The organism is Nostoc sp. DSM 114161 (genome assembly GCF_052692665.1).
Genome location: NZ_CP195141.1, coordinates 7,255,256 through 7,274,881, shown reverse-complemented (window position 1 = coordinate 7,274,881; position 19,626 = coordinate 7,255,256). Strand labels below are relative to the sequence as shown.

The 19,626-nt window shown below is 40.0% G+C and carries 21 protein-coding genes; 4 read left to right on the top strand and 17 right to left on the bottom strand.

The window, feature by feature from the left end; translation table 11 throughout:
* Positions 1-313: 313 nt before the first annotated feature.
* The 5 genes from NSTC745_RS30250 to petM all read right to left on the bottom strand — a co-directional run bounded on the left by NSTC745_RS30250 (position 314) and on the right by petM (position 4,274).
* The gene (locus tag NSTC745_RS30250) at positions 314-820 is read right to left on the bottom strand and encodes a DUF192 domain-containing protein (protein ID WP_445634307.1); all 507 of its coding nucleotides are present in this window, start codon (positions 818-820) and stop codon (positions 314-316) included.
* A 136-nt stretch (positions 821-956) separates the two neighbouring features.
* Entirely contained in the window at positions 957-1,643 is a 687-nt protein-coding gene (nblR, locus tag NSTC745_RS30245; protein ID WP_096537971.1) for a response regulator transcription factor NblR, read from the bottom strand.
* A gap of 163 nt (positions 1,644-1,806) precedes the next feature.
* Complete coding sequence (locus NSTC745_RS30240) at positions 1,807-2,724, bottom strand: NAD(+) kinase (RefSeq protein WP_445634306.1); 918 nt, start codon at positions 2,722-2,724, stop codon at positions 1,807-1,809.
* Between the two features lie 165 nt (positions 2,725-2,889).
* Complete coding sequence (locus NSTC745_RS30235) at positions 2,890-3,888, bottom strand: SDR family oxidoreductase (RefSeq protein WP_096537969.1); 999 nt, start codon at positions 3,886-3,888, stop codon at positions 2,890-2,892.
* A 281-nt stretch (positions 3,889-4,169) separates the two neighbouring features.
* Positions 4,170-4,274: a cytochrome b6-f complex subunit PetM gene (gene petM / locus NSTC745_RS30230; RefSeq protein ID WP_096537968.1), complete on the bottom strand. Its 105-nt coding sequence runs from the start codon at positions 4,272-4,274 to the stop codon at positions 4,170-4,172.
* A gap of 250 nt (positions 4,275-4,524) precedes the next feature.
* On the opposite strand from petM, the gene pdxA reads away from it, so the two are divergent.
* The 4 genes from pdxA (at position 4,525) to NSTC745_RS30210 (ending at position 7,206) form a co-directional block, all read left to right on the top strand.
* Positions 4,525-5,616: a 4-hydroxythreonine-4-phosphate dehydrogenase PdxA gene (gene pdxA, locus NSTC745_RS30225; protein ID WP_445634305.1), complete on the top strand. Its 1,092-nt coding sequence runs from the start codon at positions 4,525-4,527 to the stop codon at positions 5,614-5,616.
* A 39-nt stretch (positions 5,617-5,655) separates the two neighbouring features.
* A complete protein-coding gene (locus tag NSTC745_RS30220; RefSeq protein WP_445634304.1) occupies positions 5,656-5,862 on the top strand; it encodes a hypothetical protein in 207 nt (68 codons plus the stop codon).
* A gap of 32 nt (positions 5,863-5,894) precedes the next feature.
* Positions 5,895-6,134, top strand: a complete 240-nt coding sequence (locus tag NSTC745_RS30215; protein WP_445634303.1) for a hypothetical protein — start codon at positions 5,895-5,897, stop codon at positions 6,132-6,134.
* 664 nt (positions 6,135-6,798) lie between these two features.
* A complete protein-coding gene (locus tag NSTC745_RS30210; protein WP_445634302.1) occupies positions 6,799-7,206 on the top strand; it encodes a hypothetical protein in 408 nt (135 codons plus the stop codon).
* A gap of 55 nt (positions 7,207-7,261) precedes the next feature.
* On the opposite strand, the gene NSTC745_RS30205 is transcribed toward NSTC745_RS30210, so the two are convergent.
* From NSTC745_RS30205 to NSTC745_RS30150, 12 genes are all read right to left on the bottom strand, one after another.
* Positions 7,262-8,248 carry a protein rep gene (locus NSTC745_RS30205; RefSeq protein ID WP_445634301.1) on the bottom strand — a complete coding sequence of 329 codons (987 nt, stop codon included), beginning with the start codon at positions 8,246-8,248 and terminating at the stop codon, positions 7,262-7,264.
* A gap of 122 nt (positions 8,249-8,370) precedes the next feature.
* The gene (locus NSTC745_RS30200) at positions 8,371-9,063 is read right to left on the bottom strand and encodes an HAD family hydrolase (protein WP_445634300.1); all 693 of its coding nucleotides are present in this window, start codon (positions 9,061-9,063) and stop codon (positions 8,371-8,373) included.
* A gap of 78 nt (positions 9,064-9,141) precedes the next feature.
* Positions 9,142-9,582, bottom strand: coding sequence for a GNAT family N-acetyltransferase (locus NSTC745_RS30195; protein ID WP_445634299.1), 441 nt, complete (start codon positions 9,580-9,582; stop codon positions 9,142-9,144).
* Positions 9,579-10,700 carry a 4-hydroxyphenylpyruvate dioxygenase gene (hppD, locus tag NSTC745_RS30190; protein WP_445634298.1) on the bottom strand — a complete coding sequence of 374 codons (1,122 nt, stop codon included), beginning with the start codon at positions 10,698-10,700 and terminating at the stop codon, positions 9,579-9,581. The genes NSTC745_RS30195 and hppD overlap by 4 nt, the downstream gene beginning before the upstream one ends.
* Positions 10,701-10,815: 115 nt before the next feature.
* Positions 10,816-11,520: an SDR family oxidoreductase gene (locus NSTC745_RS30185; RefSeq protein WP_445634297.1), complete on the bottom strand. Its 705-nt coding sequence runs from the start codon at positions 11,518-11,520 to the stop codon at positions 10,816-10,818.
* A gap of 81 nt (positions 11,521-11,601) precedes the next feature.
* The gene (locus tag NSTC745_RS30180; RefSeq protein WP_445634296.1) at positions 11,602-12,885 is read right to left on the bottom strand and encodes an IS1/IS1595 family N-terminal zinc-binding domain-containing protein; all 1,284 of its coding nucleotides are present in this window, start codon (positions 12,883-12,885) and stop codon (positions 11,602-11,604) included.
* Positions 12,886-13,232: 347 nt separating this feature from the next.
* Positions 13,233-14,012, bottom strand: coding sequence for a phosphate ABC transporter ATP-binding protein (locus tag NSTC745_RS30175; protein WP_445634295.1), 780 nt, complete (start codon positions 14,010-14,012; stop codon positions 13,233-13,235).
* 290 nt (positions 14,013-14,302) lie between these two features.
* Complete coding sequence (gene pstB / locus NSTC745_RS30170; protein ID WP_445634294.1) at positions 14,303-15,082, bottom strand: phosphate ABC transporter ATP-binding protein PstB; 780 nt, start codon at positions 15,080-15,082, stop codon at positions 14,303-14,305.
* A gap of 46 nt (positions 15,083-15,128) precedes the next feature.
* Positions 15,129-16,007 carry a phosphate ABC transporter permease PstA gene (gene pstA / locus NSTC745_RS30165; protein ID WP_445634293.1) on the bottom strand — a complete coding sequence of 293 codons (879 nt, stop codon included), beginning with the start codon at positions 16,005-16,007 and terminating at the stop codon, positions 15,129-15,131.
* 86 nt (positions 16,008-16,093) lie between these two features.
* Positions 16,094-17,095 (bottom strand): phosphate ABC transporter permease subunit PstC, encoded by a 1,002-nt coding sequence (gene pstC / locus NSTC745_RS30160; RefSeq protein WP_445638722.1) that lies wholly within the window; start codon positions 17,093-17,095, stop codon positions 16,094-16,096.
* A gap of 361 nt (positions 17,096-17,456) precedes the next feature.
* A complete protein-coding gene (pstS, locus tag NSTC745_RS30155; RefSeq protein WP_445634292.1) occupies positions 17,457-18,500 on the bottom strand; it encodes a phosphate ABC transporter substrate-binding protein PstS in 1,044 nt (347 codons plus the stop codon).
* A 292-nt stretch (positions 18,501-18,792) separates the two neighbouring features.
* Positions 18,793-19,593: an SDR family oxidoreductase gene (locus tag NSTC745_RS30150; protein ID WP_445634291.1), complete on the bottom strand. Its 801-nt coding sequence runs from the start codon at positions 19,591-19,593 to the stop codon at positions 18,793-18,795.
* Positions 19,594-19,626 lie beyond the last annotated feature (33 nt).

Sequence of the window (19,626 nt, the reverse complement as noted above, 5' to 3'; positions counted from 1 at the left end):
AGCAGTATTTTTGCTTAGTTAAATTGACTCCATCTTGTCTACTGTGTGCTTTAAGTTAATTACACATGTAGTAACAAAGATTCCATAGCCTATAGTCCCCTATTGACGACTATTTACACTTACGCCTAAGGGAATATTTTTGCGACCAAACCTGAAAATTGCGATTTCAGCTTAAAGACGGTAGGATTTTACATTATTACCACAGTTTTTAAATAGTAGCCTCACAACTGACTGTTTTACCATATAAAGTGACATTTTTTACAAAAAAAACATAGATTTTGATAGTTTTAGCTCAAAAGAAAGCGCCAGAGCCTCAAAACTGAATTTTGATAACATCGCCAACTTTTAAATTTAATTCCGCAGCTCGTCCAGACCGAAGTTCAATTACTTTGTCGATTAGTGTATTCGGGCCATAGGTGGGGCAAGGCTCGTTAGCACAAGGAGGTGCAGAAGTCTGTATATATTTAACTACACCTTTATGTAAAAATACCATATCCAATGACACGGGTACATTCTTCATCCAAAAGCTGACTGGTTGTGCTGAAGGGAAGGGAAATAGCATTCCTCGGTCATCTGGCAAAGCTGGTCGATACATCAAGCCCATCGCTTGCTGTTGTGGCGTCTTTGCCACCTCTAGCTGAATAGTTGTGCCATTAGGAACAGTGGCTTTAGCAGAAATTGGTAGTTTTTGACCTAAACTCTCTGGTGCTGGAGTTGGAGAACCAGATGTGGGGGTAGAAGGTATAGCTGTTGTTGGCGCAGAACAACCCATCAGCAAAATACCTAGCAACATCGAGAGCAAGCTTAGCCAACGAGTCATATAGTTTTTTGATTCTGTAATTTAGATTTCAATTTTACAGAATTTATAGCAATTTGGATTTTATTAGGGCATATTTTAGAGAGTTTTGATGAAACATCTGTACAGACTCATGAATTAGCACTCATAAAAGTAAGTACTACGATTCTCTTAAAACGTAGCCGACGCCTCGCACCGTTTGTATGAGCCGCTTTTGACCTTCATCTTCAATTTTGAGGCGCAAGTAGCGAATGTAGACTTCAATTACATTCGATTCACCCAGAAAGTCGTAACCCCAAACATTTTCGAGAATTTGTTCGCGGGTTAACACCTCGCGGGGATGTTCCATTAAGAATTTTAAAAGTTCAAATTCCTTCATTGTCAAGTCAATTGTTCGTCCGTTGTGTATCGCACGGCGAGTTGCTATGTCTAAAATTAAATCCCCAAAGCGTAATTGCTCCGTGGTATCCACATCGGGTTTTAAGTAGAGCCGAATTAACTTCAAAAAGTCTTCTGAACGGTAAGGCTTGAGGATGTAATCATCAGCTCCAGCTTCTAGACAAGCTACGCGATCGTCAACTGTATCCCTTGCCATTAAAATCAATACAGGCGATCGCGTACCAATGCTTCTCAGATTTTTGCACAATGAGAGTCCTGATTCTCCTGCTAGCATCCGGTCTAAAACAATTAAAGCAGGCTGGCGATCGCGACAGTGTTGCAACCCACTAGTTGCATCATGAGCCAAAATTGATTCATAGCCTGCTTCTAGCAAATCACAAGCAAGCTGATTTGCTAAGTTTTCATCGGTTTCAATCACCAAAACACACGGACTTTGAGCAACTGTCATAAGAATTTACGATAGGGGCATGGCGCATGGGGCATAGAGGAGATGGGGAGGTAGGGAGGTGGGGAGGTAGGGTTTTGGAGGGAAAAAGTAATTGTTCTTTCCCCCATCTCCCTATCCCCTTATCTCCCCATCTCCTCTATGCCCTATGCCCTATGTCCCATGATTATGGTAATTCTACAGAAGTTGGTTTGGCGATATGTGGCAAACCCCAACCTAATTTTTCTCGCAAAATTCGGAAAAACTCTGGTGGTTGGAGGCGAATAAATCGGACACTATATTGCGATCGCTCTATATATACTCGATCCTCTGGTAGTACGTAGCACCCCCCATTCCCATCTACCACCATCACCAGCCGAGGAATATTGACTGGGTAAATATTGACCGATTCTGTGTCTGGAAATACCAATGCTCTAGAAGCTAGGGAATGTGGACAAATGGGCACTAACTGTAGGGCAGGTACGCCAGGAGTCACCACTGGCCCGCCAGCACTTAATGAGTAAGCTGTGGAACCAGTTGGCGTAGAAACAATCACACCATCGGCTGCAATATCTACTGGCGCGTGACGCCCGATGGCAATTTCAAAATGGCACATAGAGGTTAACGGTTCGCGATGCAGCACCATTTCATTCAAGCAGAGAGCTTCCCACAGTACTGAATCCGAGCGAAACACTTTGACGCTGAGCATGGCTCGTTCTTCAATTTCATACTCACCCGCCATCGCCTGCTCTAGTGCTTGGGGTAATTGATTGAGGAAAGTTTCCGTCAAAAATCCCATATGACCGGTATTCACTGTTAACAGTGGAATACCACAGGGCGCTACTTGGCGAGATGCTGCTAAAACAGTGCCATCTCCTCCTAACACCACCGCAAATTTCATATCTGAGTCAAAACCAGGCGGGGTTAGACCGTCTAAGGGGGTATGGCATACAGGACTCTCAGGGTTAGAGTAGCCCAATATGCCACCGATGCTCGATGTGACACACACATCCCAACCGGCTGCGGTTAGCTTGTCTTTTAACTCGATAGCGACACGACCCGCTATCGGTTTAACGTCGTTGTAGATAATGCCTGCTTTCGGCACACTCAAATATCCAAGTTTAGGCAATGCTCTGTATTATGTAATCGTTACACATTTTTGACCATGTAGTCATTAATTTAGCTAAATCCGGGAAAAGACTGCGCTCTACCACAAGCGGTCAGCGCTGGATAGTTCGCGGTTAAATTTCTACATTCCGGAGCTTAATGGCTATTGGCTATTGGCTTTTGAAGATTGTTTAAAAGGAGTTTTTTTAGATTTCTGCTTTTTAGTCTTATTTTTTTCGTAGTCTAACTCTTTAAGCTTCTTCATAATTCTGCTGAAGTACTCTTGCAGATAACTTTCTAGAGTTGTGGTTTGTTCTCGATCTAAGCCAAATACTCTGTAGACTTCATCCATTGGAGCATTTAACTGTTTACCACTAGCCAAGACTTCTGTAAATGCCAGCCTGTCTGCGACGTTCCATCCCCACTGAAAGAAGCGCAGAAAACCGCGCACAGCACGCAGTAAATTTATGGGCATCCGTGTTACCCTGGCTTCTTTTCCAGATAGGCGTTCGCACAAGCTAATGATTTCTTCTGCGCTCCATGCACGAGTACCTACTACGGGAAAAGCTTGGTTTTCTGTTTCTGGCACACTCAAGGCGCGGATAGCAAATTTCGCAACGTCCTGGGTATCCATGTAGGCGATGGGAGAAGATTCACCAGTTACCCAAACTGGTTGTCCTTCCAAAATGGGAATCCCATATTGACCGATTAACCCTTGCATAAAGCCAGCTAGCCGCAAGATGGTGTAATTCAAACCAGACTCAGCCAAGAAGAGTTCTGTACACCGCTTAATTTCCATTAGCGGCACTTCTGGGTATTTATCGGCATCTAAAATCGAAAAGAAAATAAAACGCTCTACACCCGCTGCCTTTGCAGCTTGAATTAATGCTACTTTACCGTCCCAGTCCACTTGTTTGATGCTTAGTGAATCTGTAGGGCGAGATGTTGAGGCATCAATGACTTGGGTTACTCCTTCTAAGGCTGCTGCTAGGGTATCCGGGTAACGGAAACTTCCCGATACAAGTTCTGCACCCCATTCTTTAAGAAAAGCTGCTTTTTTACTGCTGCGGACTAGACAGCGTACTTTATATCCCTCATCGATAGCACGACGAGCCACTTGTCTTCCTAAGGTGCCAGTGGCACCGACGATTAATAATGTCATGAGGGTTGTAATATATCTTAATGTTTTATGAAAAGAATGTTATCAGAATAACCTAATGTAAACAAAAATTTACATCTTTTTCAGAAAATCAATTAAATAAAAGAGGCTTATGAGAAAATAGCTGTCCGGTTAGCGGACAAGCTTTTTCTCGGATAGCGGTGGAAAAGGGAGTGGGAGAGATGAAGGGACAAGGGGACAAGGTGGACAAGGAGAATAATTCTTAACTTTTGGCAAGACTTGGGTTAATCGCGTGTACTCCTAACTCCTCAGTCAACAGTCAACTATTCTTCTCCGCCTTGTATTTTTAGTAGCAACGCGCCTAAGCCCCAGCCGACGAAGATTAAACCGAAGGACAATAGAGCTGCATTCAAAATTTCGGCGCCCATTGGTGTGATTCTCCTTAATAATAAGTTGGCCTGTGAGTTGTTCTGTGTAAAAAAGTAGGTCTACCAAAAGCTTTTTGATAGTTGCTGCGGTATTAGACCTGTGTAAATAATTCTAAACTAGTTTAGCAGGTAATCCCTACTGGTTTTGGAGGCAATCTCTACTATAGAGAGGGGATTAGGGGGATTTAGCTTTAGCTTGCCGCAGAATGGAAGACGAGAGAGAATCTGACATTAATTATCAAGAAGTCTTATGTATCAGAATAATCAAGGTAGTTTACAAAATTTTGGGAAATTGAATCGCCCACGTTTGGCGCTGACGATGGGAGATCCCGCAGGAATTGGGCCAGAGGTGATTTTGAAAGCTTTAGCAGATCCGGCAATAAGTCAAAAATATGACATTAATGTGGTGGGTAACCGAGATTTGCTGGCGCAGACTTATGAAAAACTCAATTTAACTCAAAATTTAGTACCTTTGCTCAATCCAGATCTGTTGTCAGTAATCAATGTGCAGTTAAAGGAGGAAGTTAAAAATGAAATTATTCCAGGAATAGGTAATGCGGCTAGCGGTGCGGCTAGTTTTGCTTATATGGAATATGCGATCGCCGAAACGCTTGCTGGTAATTTTGATGGTATAGTCACCGGACCGATCGCTAAATCTGCTTGGAAAGCCGCAGGGTATAATTACCCAGGACAAACGGAACTTTTAGCAGAAAAGTCTGATGTGAAGCGGTTTGGGATGTTATTTGTAGCGCGATCGCCTCATACTAATTGGACGCTCCGAGCTTTACTAGCCACCACACATATTCCTCTGTGTCAAGTTCCTGAGAGATTGACACCGCAGTTGTTGACAGAGAAACTGGATTTATTGGTGGAGTGTTTAAAGCAAGACTTTGGGATAGAAAAAGCGAGAATTGCGATCGCAGGTTTAAATCCCCACAGTGGCGAACAGGGACAATTGGGACGTGAAGAACAAGATTGGTTAATTCCCTGGTTGGAGCAAGAACGGCAAAATAGACCGCAATTGCAATTAGACGGGCCGATACCGCCAGATACGATGTGGGTTAAGCCCGGTCAAGCTTGGTACGGAAATTCTCACCTTTCAAATCCTGCTGATGCCTACTTGGCACTTTACCACGACCAAGGCTTAATTCCTGTCAAGTTGATGGCATTCGATCGAGCAGTTAATACTTCTATTGGTCTGCCTTTTGTGCGGACTTCACCCGATCATGGAACAGCGTTTGATATTGCAGGTAAGGGAATTGCTGATGCTACGAGTATGAAGGCGGCGATAGATTTAGCGGCTGAGTTGGTTAGTCAAAGGTTGGCAGCGGGTTGTGGTTAAAAGTTTTTTATTGCAATATTTACTAGGAGTAATGCTTACTTGAATTTTGAAATTATCGGAGACATCACCAATATTGAAATAATTGCTGTTGGTAACTCCATTCGTGAAATAGAACGCTTGCGTAAAACTTATGGTTCAGGACGATGGCGAAAACTTAAAGGCTTTGCAACCATTAGCTTAGACGACAGAAGCATTTATGAAGCTGAGTTACACTGGTATGAAGCCCACGGAATTGGTAAGAAATAAATCAAAATAAAACGCTTTCTATAGGAGTCGTTATGCAGTCAGCGAACACAGAAACTCAATATGTTGTTTGCATTAGCAACAAAGATTATCCTGCTTCTTTAGAAATTCGGAAAATTTACCAGACTGTTCCTGATTCTGATGCTGTTAAGCACCGAATGATTAGAGTTATTGATGAATCAGGTGAAGACTATTTATATCCTAGCAATTATTTCGTATTGATTGAATTACCAAAAGCGGTTGTAGAAGCTTTTCTCTGGCTAGTTAAAATTTAATTATTTGTTTTAATAACTCTAAAAAACCCCAATTTAAGTTATTTCTTAATTTCGATAAAAACTAATTTTTATATCCCAGTCATTCACTAGTTGTTTGTCTGGTTTTTTGTTGCCTAATTTTGGAAGCTGTCATTTAAGACAATGTTTGGAAAGTCTAATTTATTACTTTACTCTTCATCTTTATCATCGAGGCTATTTCCTAGTTTCAAGTAAAGGTGATTTATAAATACCAGCAATCTGTTTTTCGGATGACTGGTATTTATTTTTTGTGCTTTTGGAGTTAGAGAAAGAATAGGCTAACACCTAAAGGGAATGAGAAAAGAATTAAAGAGTTTTACTTCAATAGTCGTGGAGTGGAATAGACTTTAAATCTTTTTTCTTGAACCCTTCGCGCTGAAGAAATAAAGAATAGGCGAATGCCTAAAAGTATATGAAAAAAATAAATAAAGAGTTTTACTCCAATAGTCGTGGAGTGAAATAGACTTTAAATATTTTTTCCTGAACGCTTCGCGCTGAGGGTAGGTGTAATTAGTTTGATTTGCAGATTTGAAATTTTCAGGAGTTAATAATGGATTTAGCTAAAATTGAAACTATTGAAGACTATGGTTTCGATCTTAAAAGTCTTGAAGACTTGTCTAAACATCAATCTAATAATATGAAGTCAATGCCTTCTAGTAAGATTGCTTTTGGTCGAACTCACAAACCGTTTGGAGATGAGGTAATACTAGTACACCCTGCCGTAATTAAGAAAGGACATTGGGATGAGACGGTTAATCGACTTGGCGATCGCATTTTTCCAGGATGGAATTCTGCCTTACTCTGCCATTATCCTCCAGGTGTTGGCATGAAACGACACCGTGACCACCGCGTTTTTGAACCTCTAGTAGCATTAGTCAATATTGGACGTGCTACTTTCCGCATTGATACTCAAGGGTATAGTAACGAATATCACCTTGAACATGGTCAAGTTATCAAGTTTTATTCTAATCTTCACCATGAACTACTTCCGGTTGTATCTGATCGGTGGTCTTTGTCCTTTCGCCAGATTAAGCCACAGTCTCTACGGTTATAAACTTATATAGTCCTTTTCATGTCAGGATTCTGAGGCTGTTCTTGTATCGCTGATGTCACTCTATATTAAATCTTTGTAACTTGCGCTCCCATCTAAAAAATAAACTTTCCCCGTTCACCTCATCTGTCTCTTCACTTTCATTAATGAGGTCTTGGTTTTTCTCCTCTAATTCGCGCATATAGTGTCTGAGTGTGCCCCCAACAGCGATCGCTCTGGTTTTATGTAGCTGACGGGTTAACTCTAAAAACCATTCTCTATCACCTAACAAATCTGACTCTTTGACTTGATACTTGAGAATTTCTGGAATGAGTAGTGAAGGGTTATGATGTTTAGCGATCGCGCTAATATGAATAACTGGCTGGTAATCAATCCGTAAGCATTGCTGCCATAACGCTACCCATTTGGCATGAGATAAATAACCATGACTGAAATACGAAGGCGATACCATTGCCAAAATATGTAAATGCGGATGTGACGATATTCCATTTTTACCTTTAGTCACTTCTATGGACTTCACCCAACCTTTCGCAGGCCATACTTTTAATTCAGTTAATCGCTTAAAAGCTTTATTTATCGAATCTAAGTTTTCCCTAAGTTCTTCAATTTGGCAATTCTTTACAGTCAAGGTGACAAACAGCCAACGGTACTTGGGGTAGTCAGTAACAACCTGTGGGAGAATTTTGTAAGCCCTTGCTTTCCACATCAGCGATCGCCGCCACTGACAAACTGGACAGTGACGAACTCTACAAAATTGGGCATCTGATAGTTTTAAGCTGAGAATACCTTCCGATTCCTCTGGCACTAATTGAAACTCCAGCAACTCAGAACATGTTCTCACTCGGCGAGCATACTGCTGAAAGCAATGTTCATCTGCTTTGGCGTAATAGTGAAAGACTTTATCAGCATTGGCTCGGTGCTTGTCCCAAGTTTTACCTATAGGCGCAACATTAGTTAAGCTAAGTACATTTTGACTAAGTTGGGACTTATCTTGAGAGGATATATTAAAAGTTATAAACTTACTGTCTGAGGTTTTCGCGGACACAAAATCACCGAGTCAGTTTGGTATTAACGGACTAACTTAACTCAATTTATACATTTAAGCCTCAATATAAATATTTAGTTAATTCAGTTTTCACGCTCAGGTTTTGAGCGATTGCGACGAATCTAGATAAAACTTTTACGCTCTAAGATTACATCTACAGCAGTGCTTAAGTCTTTAACGATTAAGTCGGGATGGTAAAGTTCTAATTGAGTACGATCGCGAATGCCACATTCCACAGCGATCGCTTTTACACCGTGATTTTTCGCAGCCGTGATGTCGGCTTCTGTATCTCCCACCATCCAGGTATCAGCGACGGGAGGTAATTCTTTCAAAGCCCTAGCCATCAACAAGGGTTTATCTTCGATGTCACGAGTTTTAACATAGTCGTTACTCAGGCAATAACAACGATTTTCGGGAAAAAATCTGCCTAAATCGTATTTTTGGAAGGCATAATCTAGTTCTCTGACTCGGCGCATAGTCATAACAGCTAAATCAATTCCGGCTTGTTGAATCTTTGATAGTGCATCTACAGCGCCCGGTGCTAGGGTGTCATACTCAAAGTAAGGTTCTGTATGTACTGTTTTTCGCCGCAACTGAGCGAATTCTTGTGCTTGAGCTTCATCTAAGCCAGAGTTTAAGGCGATTTGTTTTTCAGGAACGCGCTTGCGCTTTAACTCCCAAAATTCTGGTTTGGGAAGTTCTTTTACTGGTTGACCTGGACGGCGGGTTTTTTCCAGGCAAAATTTATAAACTTGGTAGTACCGTTCGGAAACATCGATAATCGGGCCGTCGAAGTCAGTAATTAGTCTTAGCATCGCTGCAAAATGTTAATTTTTATTAAAATTATCGCAGTTGTGTGGCTGTTTTGCGATCGCCAATCTGCACGGTTGAATTTAACTAAGTGTTTTTTGTAAAGACTTTTTCAGAAAATATCGACAATGACCTGGAGGAAAATCTTCCAACTCTCCAAACACTTCATAACCCAAGTGGTGATAAAATTCAGGAGCTTGGAAGCTATAAGTAAAAACATAGGCGTGTAAGCAACCACGATTAACAGCCTCTTGTTCTGCGGCTAAAAGTAGTGCTTTTCCATATCCATCACCTCTTAACTCTTGTGCAACCCAGAGAGTACCGATGTGGAACCATCCCAAGCCGATAAAACCCTCTAAGCCGCCCATTACCTTTTGCTGTGAATCACGAAGCACCAAAAACAACGACCTATATTGATAATCGCCAATCTTGCTAACATTAAATTCGTGAAGTTGCTTGTCTACAAAGTCAACTTCTTTTGAGTCTGGCTGACTTTCAATTGATATTTTGTACTCAGGTATCATTGCAAAGTACCGCGTTTGATTTGTTCGCTTTCAATAGCTTCAAATAAGGCGCGAAAGTTACCTTCGCCAAAACCTTGAGCTTGGAAACGGCGTTCAATAAATTCAAAGAAAAATGTCGGCTGTTCAAATATTGGCTGAGTAAAAATTTGTAGTAATAAGGGTGCAGTATTTCGTCCTTCTAAAGGAGTATATTCTTGCCAGTCTACAAGAATTTCTTGCTTGGCGATCGCTTCAATTTCTAAATCTGATAATGGAAATCCCGAACGCTGTTTTAGTTGCGTGTAATAGGTTTGAGGAACTGAGAGTAACGATAAACCACTGGCACGAAATTTAGCGATCGCACTCACGAGATTTGTTGTCCGCAAAGCAATATGCTGAATTCCGGGCCCCCGATTGACATCTAAAAATTCTTGAATTTGGGAATTGCTGGTAGCTGGTTCGTTAATTGGCAATTGTACGTCGCCATTATGCGAAACCATCACTTGACTGTGTAAAGCAGAGCGATCGGTTTTAATTTTAAATACCTGCTGGGGTTGAAAATCAAGAATATTTTCGTACCAAGCAACAGCACGTTCTAAATCGCCAATTTCTACGTTGAGTACGATGTGATCTATGGCAGTAAAAATGTTGTCATCTGTCATTTGTCCTTTGTTACAAAGTTCCGATCCAAGAAAGCCTTGACTCAGACTTTGCGCTTTGTCAAAAACCAATGACGGATGACTGCTGACTGATGACCTTTCTATCAACGTATGAGTCAGTCCACCCCAAGCGGCAATTTTGCTGCACTTGATGGATGTTGCGCCTACATTGTGTTCCTGAATGGGTTGTAAAACTGTGGCACCGTGCATTTTAGCATGTGCGATCGCTGCTTCTACATCTTCCACAGCAAAGGCAACATCGGCGACACCAGGGGGATATTGACGCAGAAATTCAGCCACCGGACTTGTGGGTAACAGTGGTGAAGATAGCAAAAAGCAGACGCTACCACTTTTGACTACTTCTGTGCAAGTATGAAATGAACTAGTGCGGGCTACTGCTTGAAAACCAAGATGGTGTACAAACCAATCCCGCCACGTTTTGGCGTTTTCTACATAGAAATGAACGCTATCAATTTTCATAGTTACCGAAAATCCAGCATAACAGCTTATATATCTCTAAATTTTGCTTTTTTTGCTAAATTTTCACGTCTTTCCCAAGCAAGAATTATGTAGGCGAACTACAACGTCCCCAGACTTAAAAAAACAAATGGCTATCAGGTTGAATGTTAATTTCCATTGGTACAGCTTGCGGTTCGGCAGAAAGAGCAAAGAAAATCGCATTGGCCGCAGTTTCAGCACTGAGCATTTTTTTCCGGTCTACTTTTAAGTTGACGTTATCCCAAAATGGAGAATCTACCCCACCAAAGTAGAATAGCGTGAACTTGATACCAAAGCGCTTGAGTTCCTCTGCCATGCACTTGCTGAAACCGACAACACCAAACTTTGAAGCAGAATAAGCCGCTGCCATCCCCATCGAATGCTTGCCGAGAATTCCTACCACGTTACAAATGTGACCAGACTTGCGTTTTTGCATCTCTTCGGCAGCTGCCTGAGTAGTGTAAAAGCTGCCTTTTAAGTTGACATCTAACATCTTGTCTAAATCATCGGGTTCCAAGCTATTGTAAGGCTTGAGTATACCAGCACCAGCAGCATTCACCAAAATATCGAGTTGACCAAACTCAGCAACAGTTTTTTCGATCAAAGTCTTTACCTGTTGAGGATCGGTAATATCGGTGGGAACGGTCAAAACTTCTCCTGGTAAATCAGCAGCTAGTGTGGTTAAACGCACCGCATCTCTGGCCGCCAATACAAACTTCACTCCGGTAGGCACAAGTTTACGTGTTAAGGCTGAACCAATACCGCCGGTAGCACCGACAATAACAACAACTTTATCCTGCATTTTTATATTTACATTTCTTCACATCTTTTTACATAATACTGAATTATGGACTTAAGTCATAGGTAGATGTTGAGAAAGTATCTACTCCAGCGATCGCGGCATTACTTCATATTCCTTGCCGCTTAGTTTTAATATAAATGTGGGAGATGATTCTAAATATTTGGTCAAAGTCGAACCTAACTTTAATTTTTTGACAATTGAAGTAGGAGATTGTCCGGTTATTTTCTGTATCTCTGTACCTAGTTTAGATACAGATAATTTAGTTGGAGGAGAATTTATTTGAAAATCTCGAATTATTTTTAATAAAAATTTATCTAATGTTTCGCGATCGCCAATTTGGACAAAGTTTTCTTTTTCTTCCTGTTTAATAGATTGTGTAGATGACTCATCTGTAGGAGAAACTCCTTCTTCGATTTCTGGGCGATTTTGATAAATATTGGTATTGAGGTTGCGTCTTTCTTCAAATAAAGTGGCAATAGTCGCTAAACTTTGTAATTTAGTATTGATTGAATTTTGTTCATTTTTAATTAAATCTTGAATTTCTTCAACTACTCGTTCCAAAGATGGAATTTCTCTGTCCATTGTTATGGAATAATGAGTTAAGTTACCAGTATTTCTGTTTTCTACCTGCAAAGTTTGTCCTTGTCTACGCACCCAATAGACAATCAATCCTTGATTTTGGAGTTCGTTGCAGAGGTGGATTAAAATTCCATCGCCAGAACAGACTAAAATTTCTTTAACTGTGGGATAAGACCGTAATACAGAAGCACCAAATCCAATCATTTTGGCATCAGCACTATCCTTACCTCCGGGTACATGAATAAGTTGATAGCCACGCTTATAAAGTTCAATATCCTGCTTACCAGTACTGGGATTTCTCCAGTTAGCAAAAGCTAATTTAACTTGCAGAGGGTACTCACATACACTTGCTAAAAATAATTCGCAATTAATATCTAATTTTAGATTTTCTGCATCTAAAAGTAAAAGAGAAGTTTTTGTTTCTAACTGATTTTGAATTCGCTGTTTTTGCTGAACTTTTTGAATAAATTGATTGAAAATATCAGATTCTAGCCAATCAGACGATAATAAAATTTTTCGTAGTTCTTCAGCTAGGATAGAACTAAAAGAGCTTAGACTTATTTCAGTAAATTCTTCTACTGGTAGTTTTTTTGCTAAAGCAATATCTGTAGCTTCAGCCATAGTTTGTTTACTGTACCCGTTGCTATTGGCAATTAAGTCAGTTTCCAGCAACGGGGATGTCGGCTCAAGAAATTGTTTACCACAGTTTTTGCACAGGTAATTCTGCTTGCCATTCCGACGACCATTTTTACGATATGAAGTAGACTCGCACCGGGGACATTTCATTTTTTATTCAGGTGGTCTAAAGCAGATACTCTTCTTAAGTTTATAGTATAAAAAATTGTGTCAACTTAGATTCGTATTGCCCAACACAAGAAAACTCAAAGGTTCTGCAAATTAAATTACACTCATCTATTTTGATTTTTAATACCAATTCAAATAATATTTGCGACACATCAATTATCCGTAAGGGCACAACAATGTTATGCCCCTACCCATCTGTCGCATTCTTTTTTCAAATTGGTATAACTTATTTGCCTAGCTGGGGAGTAAAGAGTCAGACTTTTTGACTTGTACTGAGTGATATAATTCATACTCGCAGCTTTCTCAAGAGCCAAAATTTCAGTAAGATTTTAACCGATGCGGGCAAAAATGTAATCGCGGGTACGAGAATCAAGGGGATTAGTAAAAATTTTATTTGTAGTAGCAAATTCAACCATTTGAGTAATGCGATTTTCATTACTGTGAAAGAAAGCCGTAAAATCAGATAGCCGAGTAACTTGCTGCAAGTTATGACTAACAATCACAATTGTCAATTCTGAGCGCAAGTTTTGAATCAGATTTTCAATTTGCATACTACCAATAGGATCGAGTCCCGAACAAGGTTCATCCATCAGTAAAACTTTTGGTTTAACTGCTAAAGCGCGGGCAATACATAGTCTTTGTTGTTGTCCGCCAGAAAGTTCTAAAGCAGATTTGTGCAGCTTATTTTTCAGTTCGTCCCAAAGTTCGGCAGCTTTAATGGCAGATTCAACAATTGCATCTAATTCTACTTTCGGATGCCATCCAACTAATTTCACACCATAGGCAACATTGTCATAAACGCTCATGGGGAAAAGATTTGGCTTGGGAAAAACCATACTAATTTGGCGGCGCAATCTGCTTAAATTGACACGGCGCTCATAAATATTCTGTCCAAAAAATTCTACTCTCCCTTCAACATTCACTTCTGCTTCTAATTCATTCATCCGATTTAACGATTTAAGAAAAGTAGACTTGCCACAACCACTAGAACCAATAATTGCCGTGATTTGGTTTTGGTAAATATCCATTGACACGCCTTCAACTATCTTTTGAGTCTCGTAATAGAAGCTGAAGTTTTTGACTCTGATGGCTGGAATTAGTTTACTCATATTCCCAAAACGTGTGAAACAATACTTGACTAAGTAAGGTATTACAAATCAGCAGTGCTGTTTCACTATGTTACTCCTAAAAGGAGAACTTCATGGAAAATACGTAAGTATATAGTAGATATATAGCAAATATACCGTTAGTAAATGTTTATATTAAATTATGTCGCAAAAATCATTGTTGAGAAAATGAGGGAGATGGGGAGATGGGGAGATGGGGAGGTGGGGGGGTGGGGAGACAAGGGGGACAAGGAGAATACTTTAATAATTAATGACTAATGACTAATGACTTTTTATCCAAAACGTCCTGAAATGTAGTCGCGGGTGCGGGGGTCGAGTGGGTTGTTAAAGATTTGCTCTGTGGCGCCAAATTCAATCATTTGACCAATCCGGCTTTCATCGGTGCTGAAGAAAGCGGTAAAATCAGAGACGCGAGCAGCTTGCTGCATGTTATGGGTAACGATCGCGATCGTCAACTGAGACCGCAAACTATGAATTAGTTCTTCAACTTTCATAGTGGCGATGGGGTCAAGAGCCGAACAAGGCTCATCCATCAACAGAACTTTCGGTTTGACTGCTAAAGCACGAGCAATACATAATCTTTGTTGTTGACCGCCAGAAAGCCCTAAAGCCGATTTATCTAGCTTATCTTTAACTTCATCCCAAAGAGCAGCACTTTTGAGGGCAGACTCGACAATTTCATCTAGTTCTATTTTTGAATACCTACCTGCTATTCTCATTCCGTAGGCAACATTTTCATAAATGCTAATAGGAAAAGGATTTGGTTTTTGGAAAACCATACCAATTTGGCGGCGTAATCTATTGATGTTGACACGAGGAGCATAAATATTTTGTCCAAAAAATTCCACCTCGCCTTCAACTTTTACAGGGCCTTCTAATTCACTAATGCGATTCAGAATTTTGATGAAGGTAGATTTGCCACAACCACTAGGGCCGATAATTGCTGTTACTTGGTTTCGATAAATATCTATTGATATCTTTTCGATCGCTTTGAATGTGCCATAGTAAAAACTAATATTTTTTACTTTAATAGCTGGAATTAGTTTATTCATAAATTGCTCGCGTGCGGAATAAAAATTTATCAAAATAGAATTCTGTTTATTTGATTTTTCTCTGACTAATAACTAAGCGAGAAATAATACTGACACATAAAATTAAGCCTAATAGAATTATCGAAGTAGTCCATACTAATTGATTTTTTTCTGGATCGGGGTCGTTGTAGAGGTTAAAAATTAATACTGGCAAGGAAGCTGTTGGACTTAACAAACCTTCTGACCAATCTAGACTAAATAATGCAGTAAAAAGTAAAGGTGCTGTTTCACCAGCAGCACGAGCTACCGCTAATAAAACGCCTGTAGTAATTCCAGGAATTGCCGCAGTGACAACGATGCGAAAGGTAGTTTGAAAGCGAGTTCCGCCTAAAGCAGCAGAGGCGAGACGTTGAGATGTAGGAATAAGTTTTAAAGATTCTTCTGTTGTTAATATAATCACTGGTAGCATAATTACAGCTAAGGCAAAACCACCTGCGATCGCACTAAATCCTTTAATTGTCAAAACGATGATACCGTAAGCAAATATTCCTACAACGATTGAAGGCACACCTGTGAGAATATTAGCGATAAAACGAACGATATTAGCAATTGGATTTTGACCAAATTCTGCCAAGAAAATTCCTGTCATTACGCCTGTGGGAATGCTTAAAAAAGCGCCAATGGCTACCATAACTATGGTTCCCCAAATGGCATTGCCGAACCCATTATCAATTACTGCTTTGACGAAAACTTCCCCTTTAACTCCAGATATTCCTCGGATAAAAATTTCCCATAAAATTGATAATAAAGGAATCAGCGCTAGACCTGTGAAACCAAAGGCGATCGCATTCATTAAATAGGTAAATATAACTCGCTCTTTTGGTAGCGGACTGCATAATTCTTTTGTTATAGATTCATCATTTTCAAGCTCGATGCGATCGCTCATATTTTTCCCAATTTATAATCAATAAACAAAATCCCTGCTTTATAGCAATTACCAATTACCCATCGCAATTAATTCTGAATTTTTCTTCAATTATTTTTTCTACCAAACCACCTGACTAATAATACAGCGCCAATATTTACCGCTAGAGTTAAACCAAATAAAATTAATCCCAAATAGCTTAAAGCACCAATATGTAATCCTGGCTCGGCTTCAGCAAATTCATTCGCTAATACAGAGGGAATTGTATAAGCTGGATCGAGTAAAGATGCGCTAATTTGAGCAGAATTACCAATTACCATAGTGACAGCCATTGTTTCACCCAAAGCACGTCCTAAGGCGAGCATTGCGGCACTAACTATTCCTGAAAATCCAGCTGGTAGCAATACTCGAAAAATTGTTTCCCAACGAGTACCACCTAAAGCCATAGATGCGCTACGTAATTCTTTAGGTATAGAGAGTAATACATCACGAGTTATTGCTGCCATTGTTGGCAAAATCATGATTGCTAGAATAATTCCAGCAGTCAACATATTTGTGCCCACAGGGTCTTGTGTATTAAATAGCGGTATCACTTTTAAAGTGCTACCTAGCCATTTTTCAAAAGGTTCTAAAACTGGAATAAAGCTAAAAATAGCCCATAAACCAATAATTACACTGGGAATTGCTGCGATTAATTCCACAACAAATGCTAAGGTTGTTCGTACTGATGTGGGTAAGAAATTTTCACTTGTTACTAAGGCGACTGCTATTCCCACTGGTACAGCTAATAAAATAGCGATCGCACTACTTACTAAAGTTCCATAAACATAAGGTAATGCACCAAAAATTTGATTGCCTGTATCCCAATCTTGACCCCATAAAAACCCGACTCCAAACTGTTTAATCGCTGGTAGAGCTTCTTGGTAAATTACCCAACTCATTAAAAATAACACAGCAAAAGTAACCGCTGCAAAAAAGTACACTAGCCGTGTAAATCCTCGATCGAACCAGAAATTTTTACCACTGATAGCTGTCAAATCGATATTTTCATCATCTAAATTAGATTCATATGATGAATTTTTGTCGGCTGGTTCTGATGAATTTGCCATGACAAATAAAAAAATAGATTTTTGTATGTGGGTAGAGTGAAACAAGGCAATAGGCAATAGAAATAAGTCTATTTTTGTAGTTCGTTTCACATAATAGATTTATTTCAACAATATTTTACTAGGCCAAATCAAGTTTTAATATGTTGTTTCACAATGAATTTTAAAACTCTCTTTCAACCTGCATAGTTATAATAAAAAGCATTTCCAGGTAAAACCTGGAAACGAGATTTACTAACAAGATTCACGAAAGTCAGAAGTCATGATTTATCAAGAGTATATTATGATGAGTAGATTCATCCATTAATTTTTATCTTGATTTTTTAACTATTCTGACTTTTGAATTCTTAGGAGAGATTAGCGATTAAGGTTTGACAGTGCTATTCACTGTCTGAAGTACGCGATTTGCAACATCGGATGGAATCTTGGTGTAGTTGAGGTCATCATTATACTGTTGACCGTCTTTCAAAACCCAATTTACCCATTTCTTGATTGCATCAGATTTACTAGCATCAGCATACTGTTTATAAACCATTATCCAAGTAAGACCAACAATCGGATAACCTTGTGCTGGATCTCCTACAAAAACGCGGTAGTTGTTTGGAAAATTCACAGTAGCTAAAGCTGCATTTGCAGATTGCAAAGAAGGAGCAACAAATTCTCCTTGCTTATTTTGAATTTGTGCTGATTTCAGGTTATTTTTGAGAGCGTATGCATATTCAACATAACCAATAGAACCAGGAGTGCGAGCTACCAAAGCTGCAACGCCGGGATTGCCTTTGCCTTTGAGGACGTTTGGTAGAGTCCATTTTGGTGTAGTACTAGCTCCGACTCTGCCTTTAAAATAACCATTGATTGCACTCAGATGGTTAGTAAAAATGAAAGTTGTGCCGCTACCATCGGCGCGAACAACAAATTTAATTGGTTGATTTGGAAGATTTACACCAGGATTATCAGCTTTAATTTTTGGATCATTCCAATTGCTAATTTGGCCTGCAAAAATAGCTGGGAGTGTAGCGCGAGATAATTTAAGATTGCTAACACCTGGAATGTTATAAACCACAGAAACGGCGCCGCCTGCTGTGGGTACTAAGATTACACCGTTCTTGACTTTAGCGATTTCATCATCTTTCATTGCAGCATCACTACCACCAAAGTCAACGGTTCCAGCAGTGACTTGACGAATACCGCCGCCACTACCAATTGCTTGGTAGTTAATTTTCAAGTCTGGATATTTCTTCTTAACTTCACGAGCATACCGTTCGTAAAGTGGAGCCGGAAAAGTTGCTCCTGCACCATTGAGGGTTTGAGCTTGTGCGATCGCACCAAACATTGGGCTTAGTGCAACAGAAGTTGTCACCAATGAAGTAGCAACGACACGATTCAATATGGCGGCCGAAAAAATCATATTACCTCTGATTCAAGGAATATTTAACTGCTGTAATCACAACCTTAAATAAGCTAAATTTCTAGTGGTTAAAGCTAGTTTAACGATAGATGAATATGAAGTTAATTTGCGTTTAAAATTTAGTCCTAAATATCGTCTTTTGAAAATTATCACTGCGGCAAAAAGAAGAGAAAAATCTCTGTTTATTGGTGTAACCTGCCTAAACTATTGCACTTAATAGTGATACTTTTAAAATCAAAGATCGCTATCTAAAATTGCTCTCAAACCTAGCAAAGGATAGACCTCGAAAGCATCAAAAATGGGCAAGATAACCACCATCAACTGCTAAAACCTGACCCGTAATGTAGGATGCAGCTGGAGAAGCGAGGAACACAACTGCACCCGCAATTTCTTGTGGATTTCCCCAACGACCAAGAGAAGTTCGATTTTTCAACCATTGGGCAACTTCTGGATTGGTAACTGCATCTGCATTACTCTGTGTCGCAAAGAAACCTGGAGCAACTGCATTAACAGTGATGCCAAATGCCCCAAGTTCCGCGGCGAGAGTGCGCGTTAGGGCTTCAAGCCCTCCTTTTGCTGTCGTATAGACTGCATCTCCCGCATCTGCAATTTGTCCCGCGATCGATGTAATATTGATGATTCGTCCCTCACCTTTGGGAATCATCAACCGCGCGGCTTCCCGTGACAAATTGAACGGCGCAATCAAATCGGCGTTAATCAACCGACGCACTGCATCCATTTCAAACTCGAAAAACTTGCGGCGATCGCGCATTCCAACGTTATTGACGAGAATATCCAAACAGCCATGCTTTTCTTGAATTTCAGCAAATGCATTTTGAACCGCAACTTCATCGGTCACATCAAACGATAATGAAGAGGCTGAACCACCGATTGATTCAATAATTGCAACTGCTTGATTGAGGCGATCGAGGTTTCGCCCATTAACGATGACGCACGCGCCAGCTTTGGCAAGTAGTTTGGCAATTTCCAGCCCTAACCCTCGTCCTGCTCCCGTTACTAGGGCAACTTTTCCATTTAATGAAAATTCAGATAATGTCACAACAATTGCTTTGTGAGATCCTTCTTGAAACACGTAAATAATCTCTGTTTATTAGCGAGGAAACGA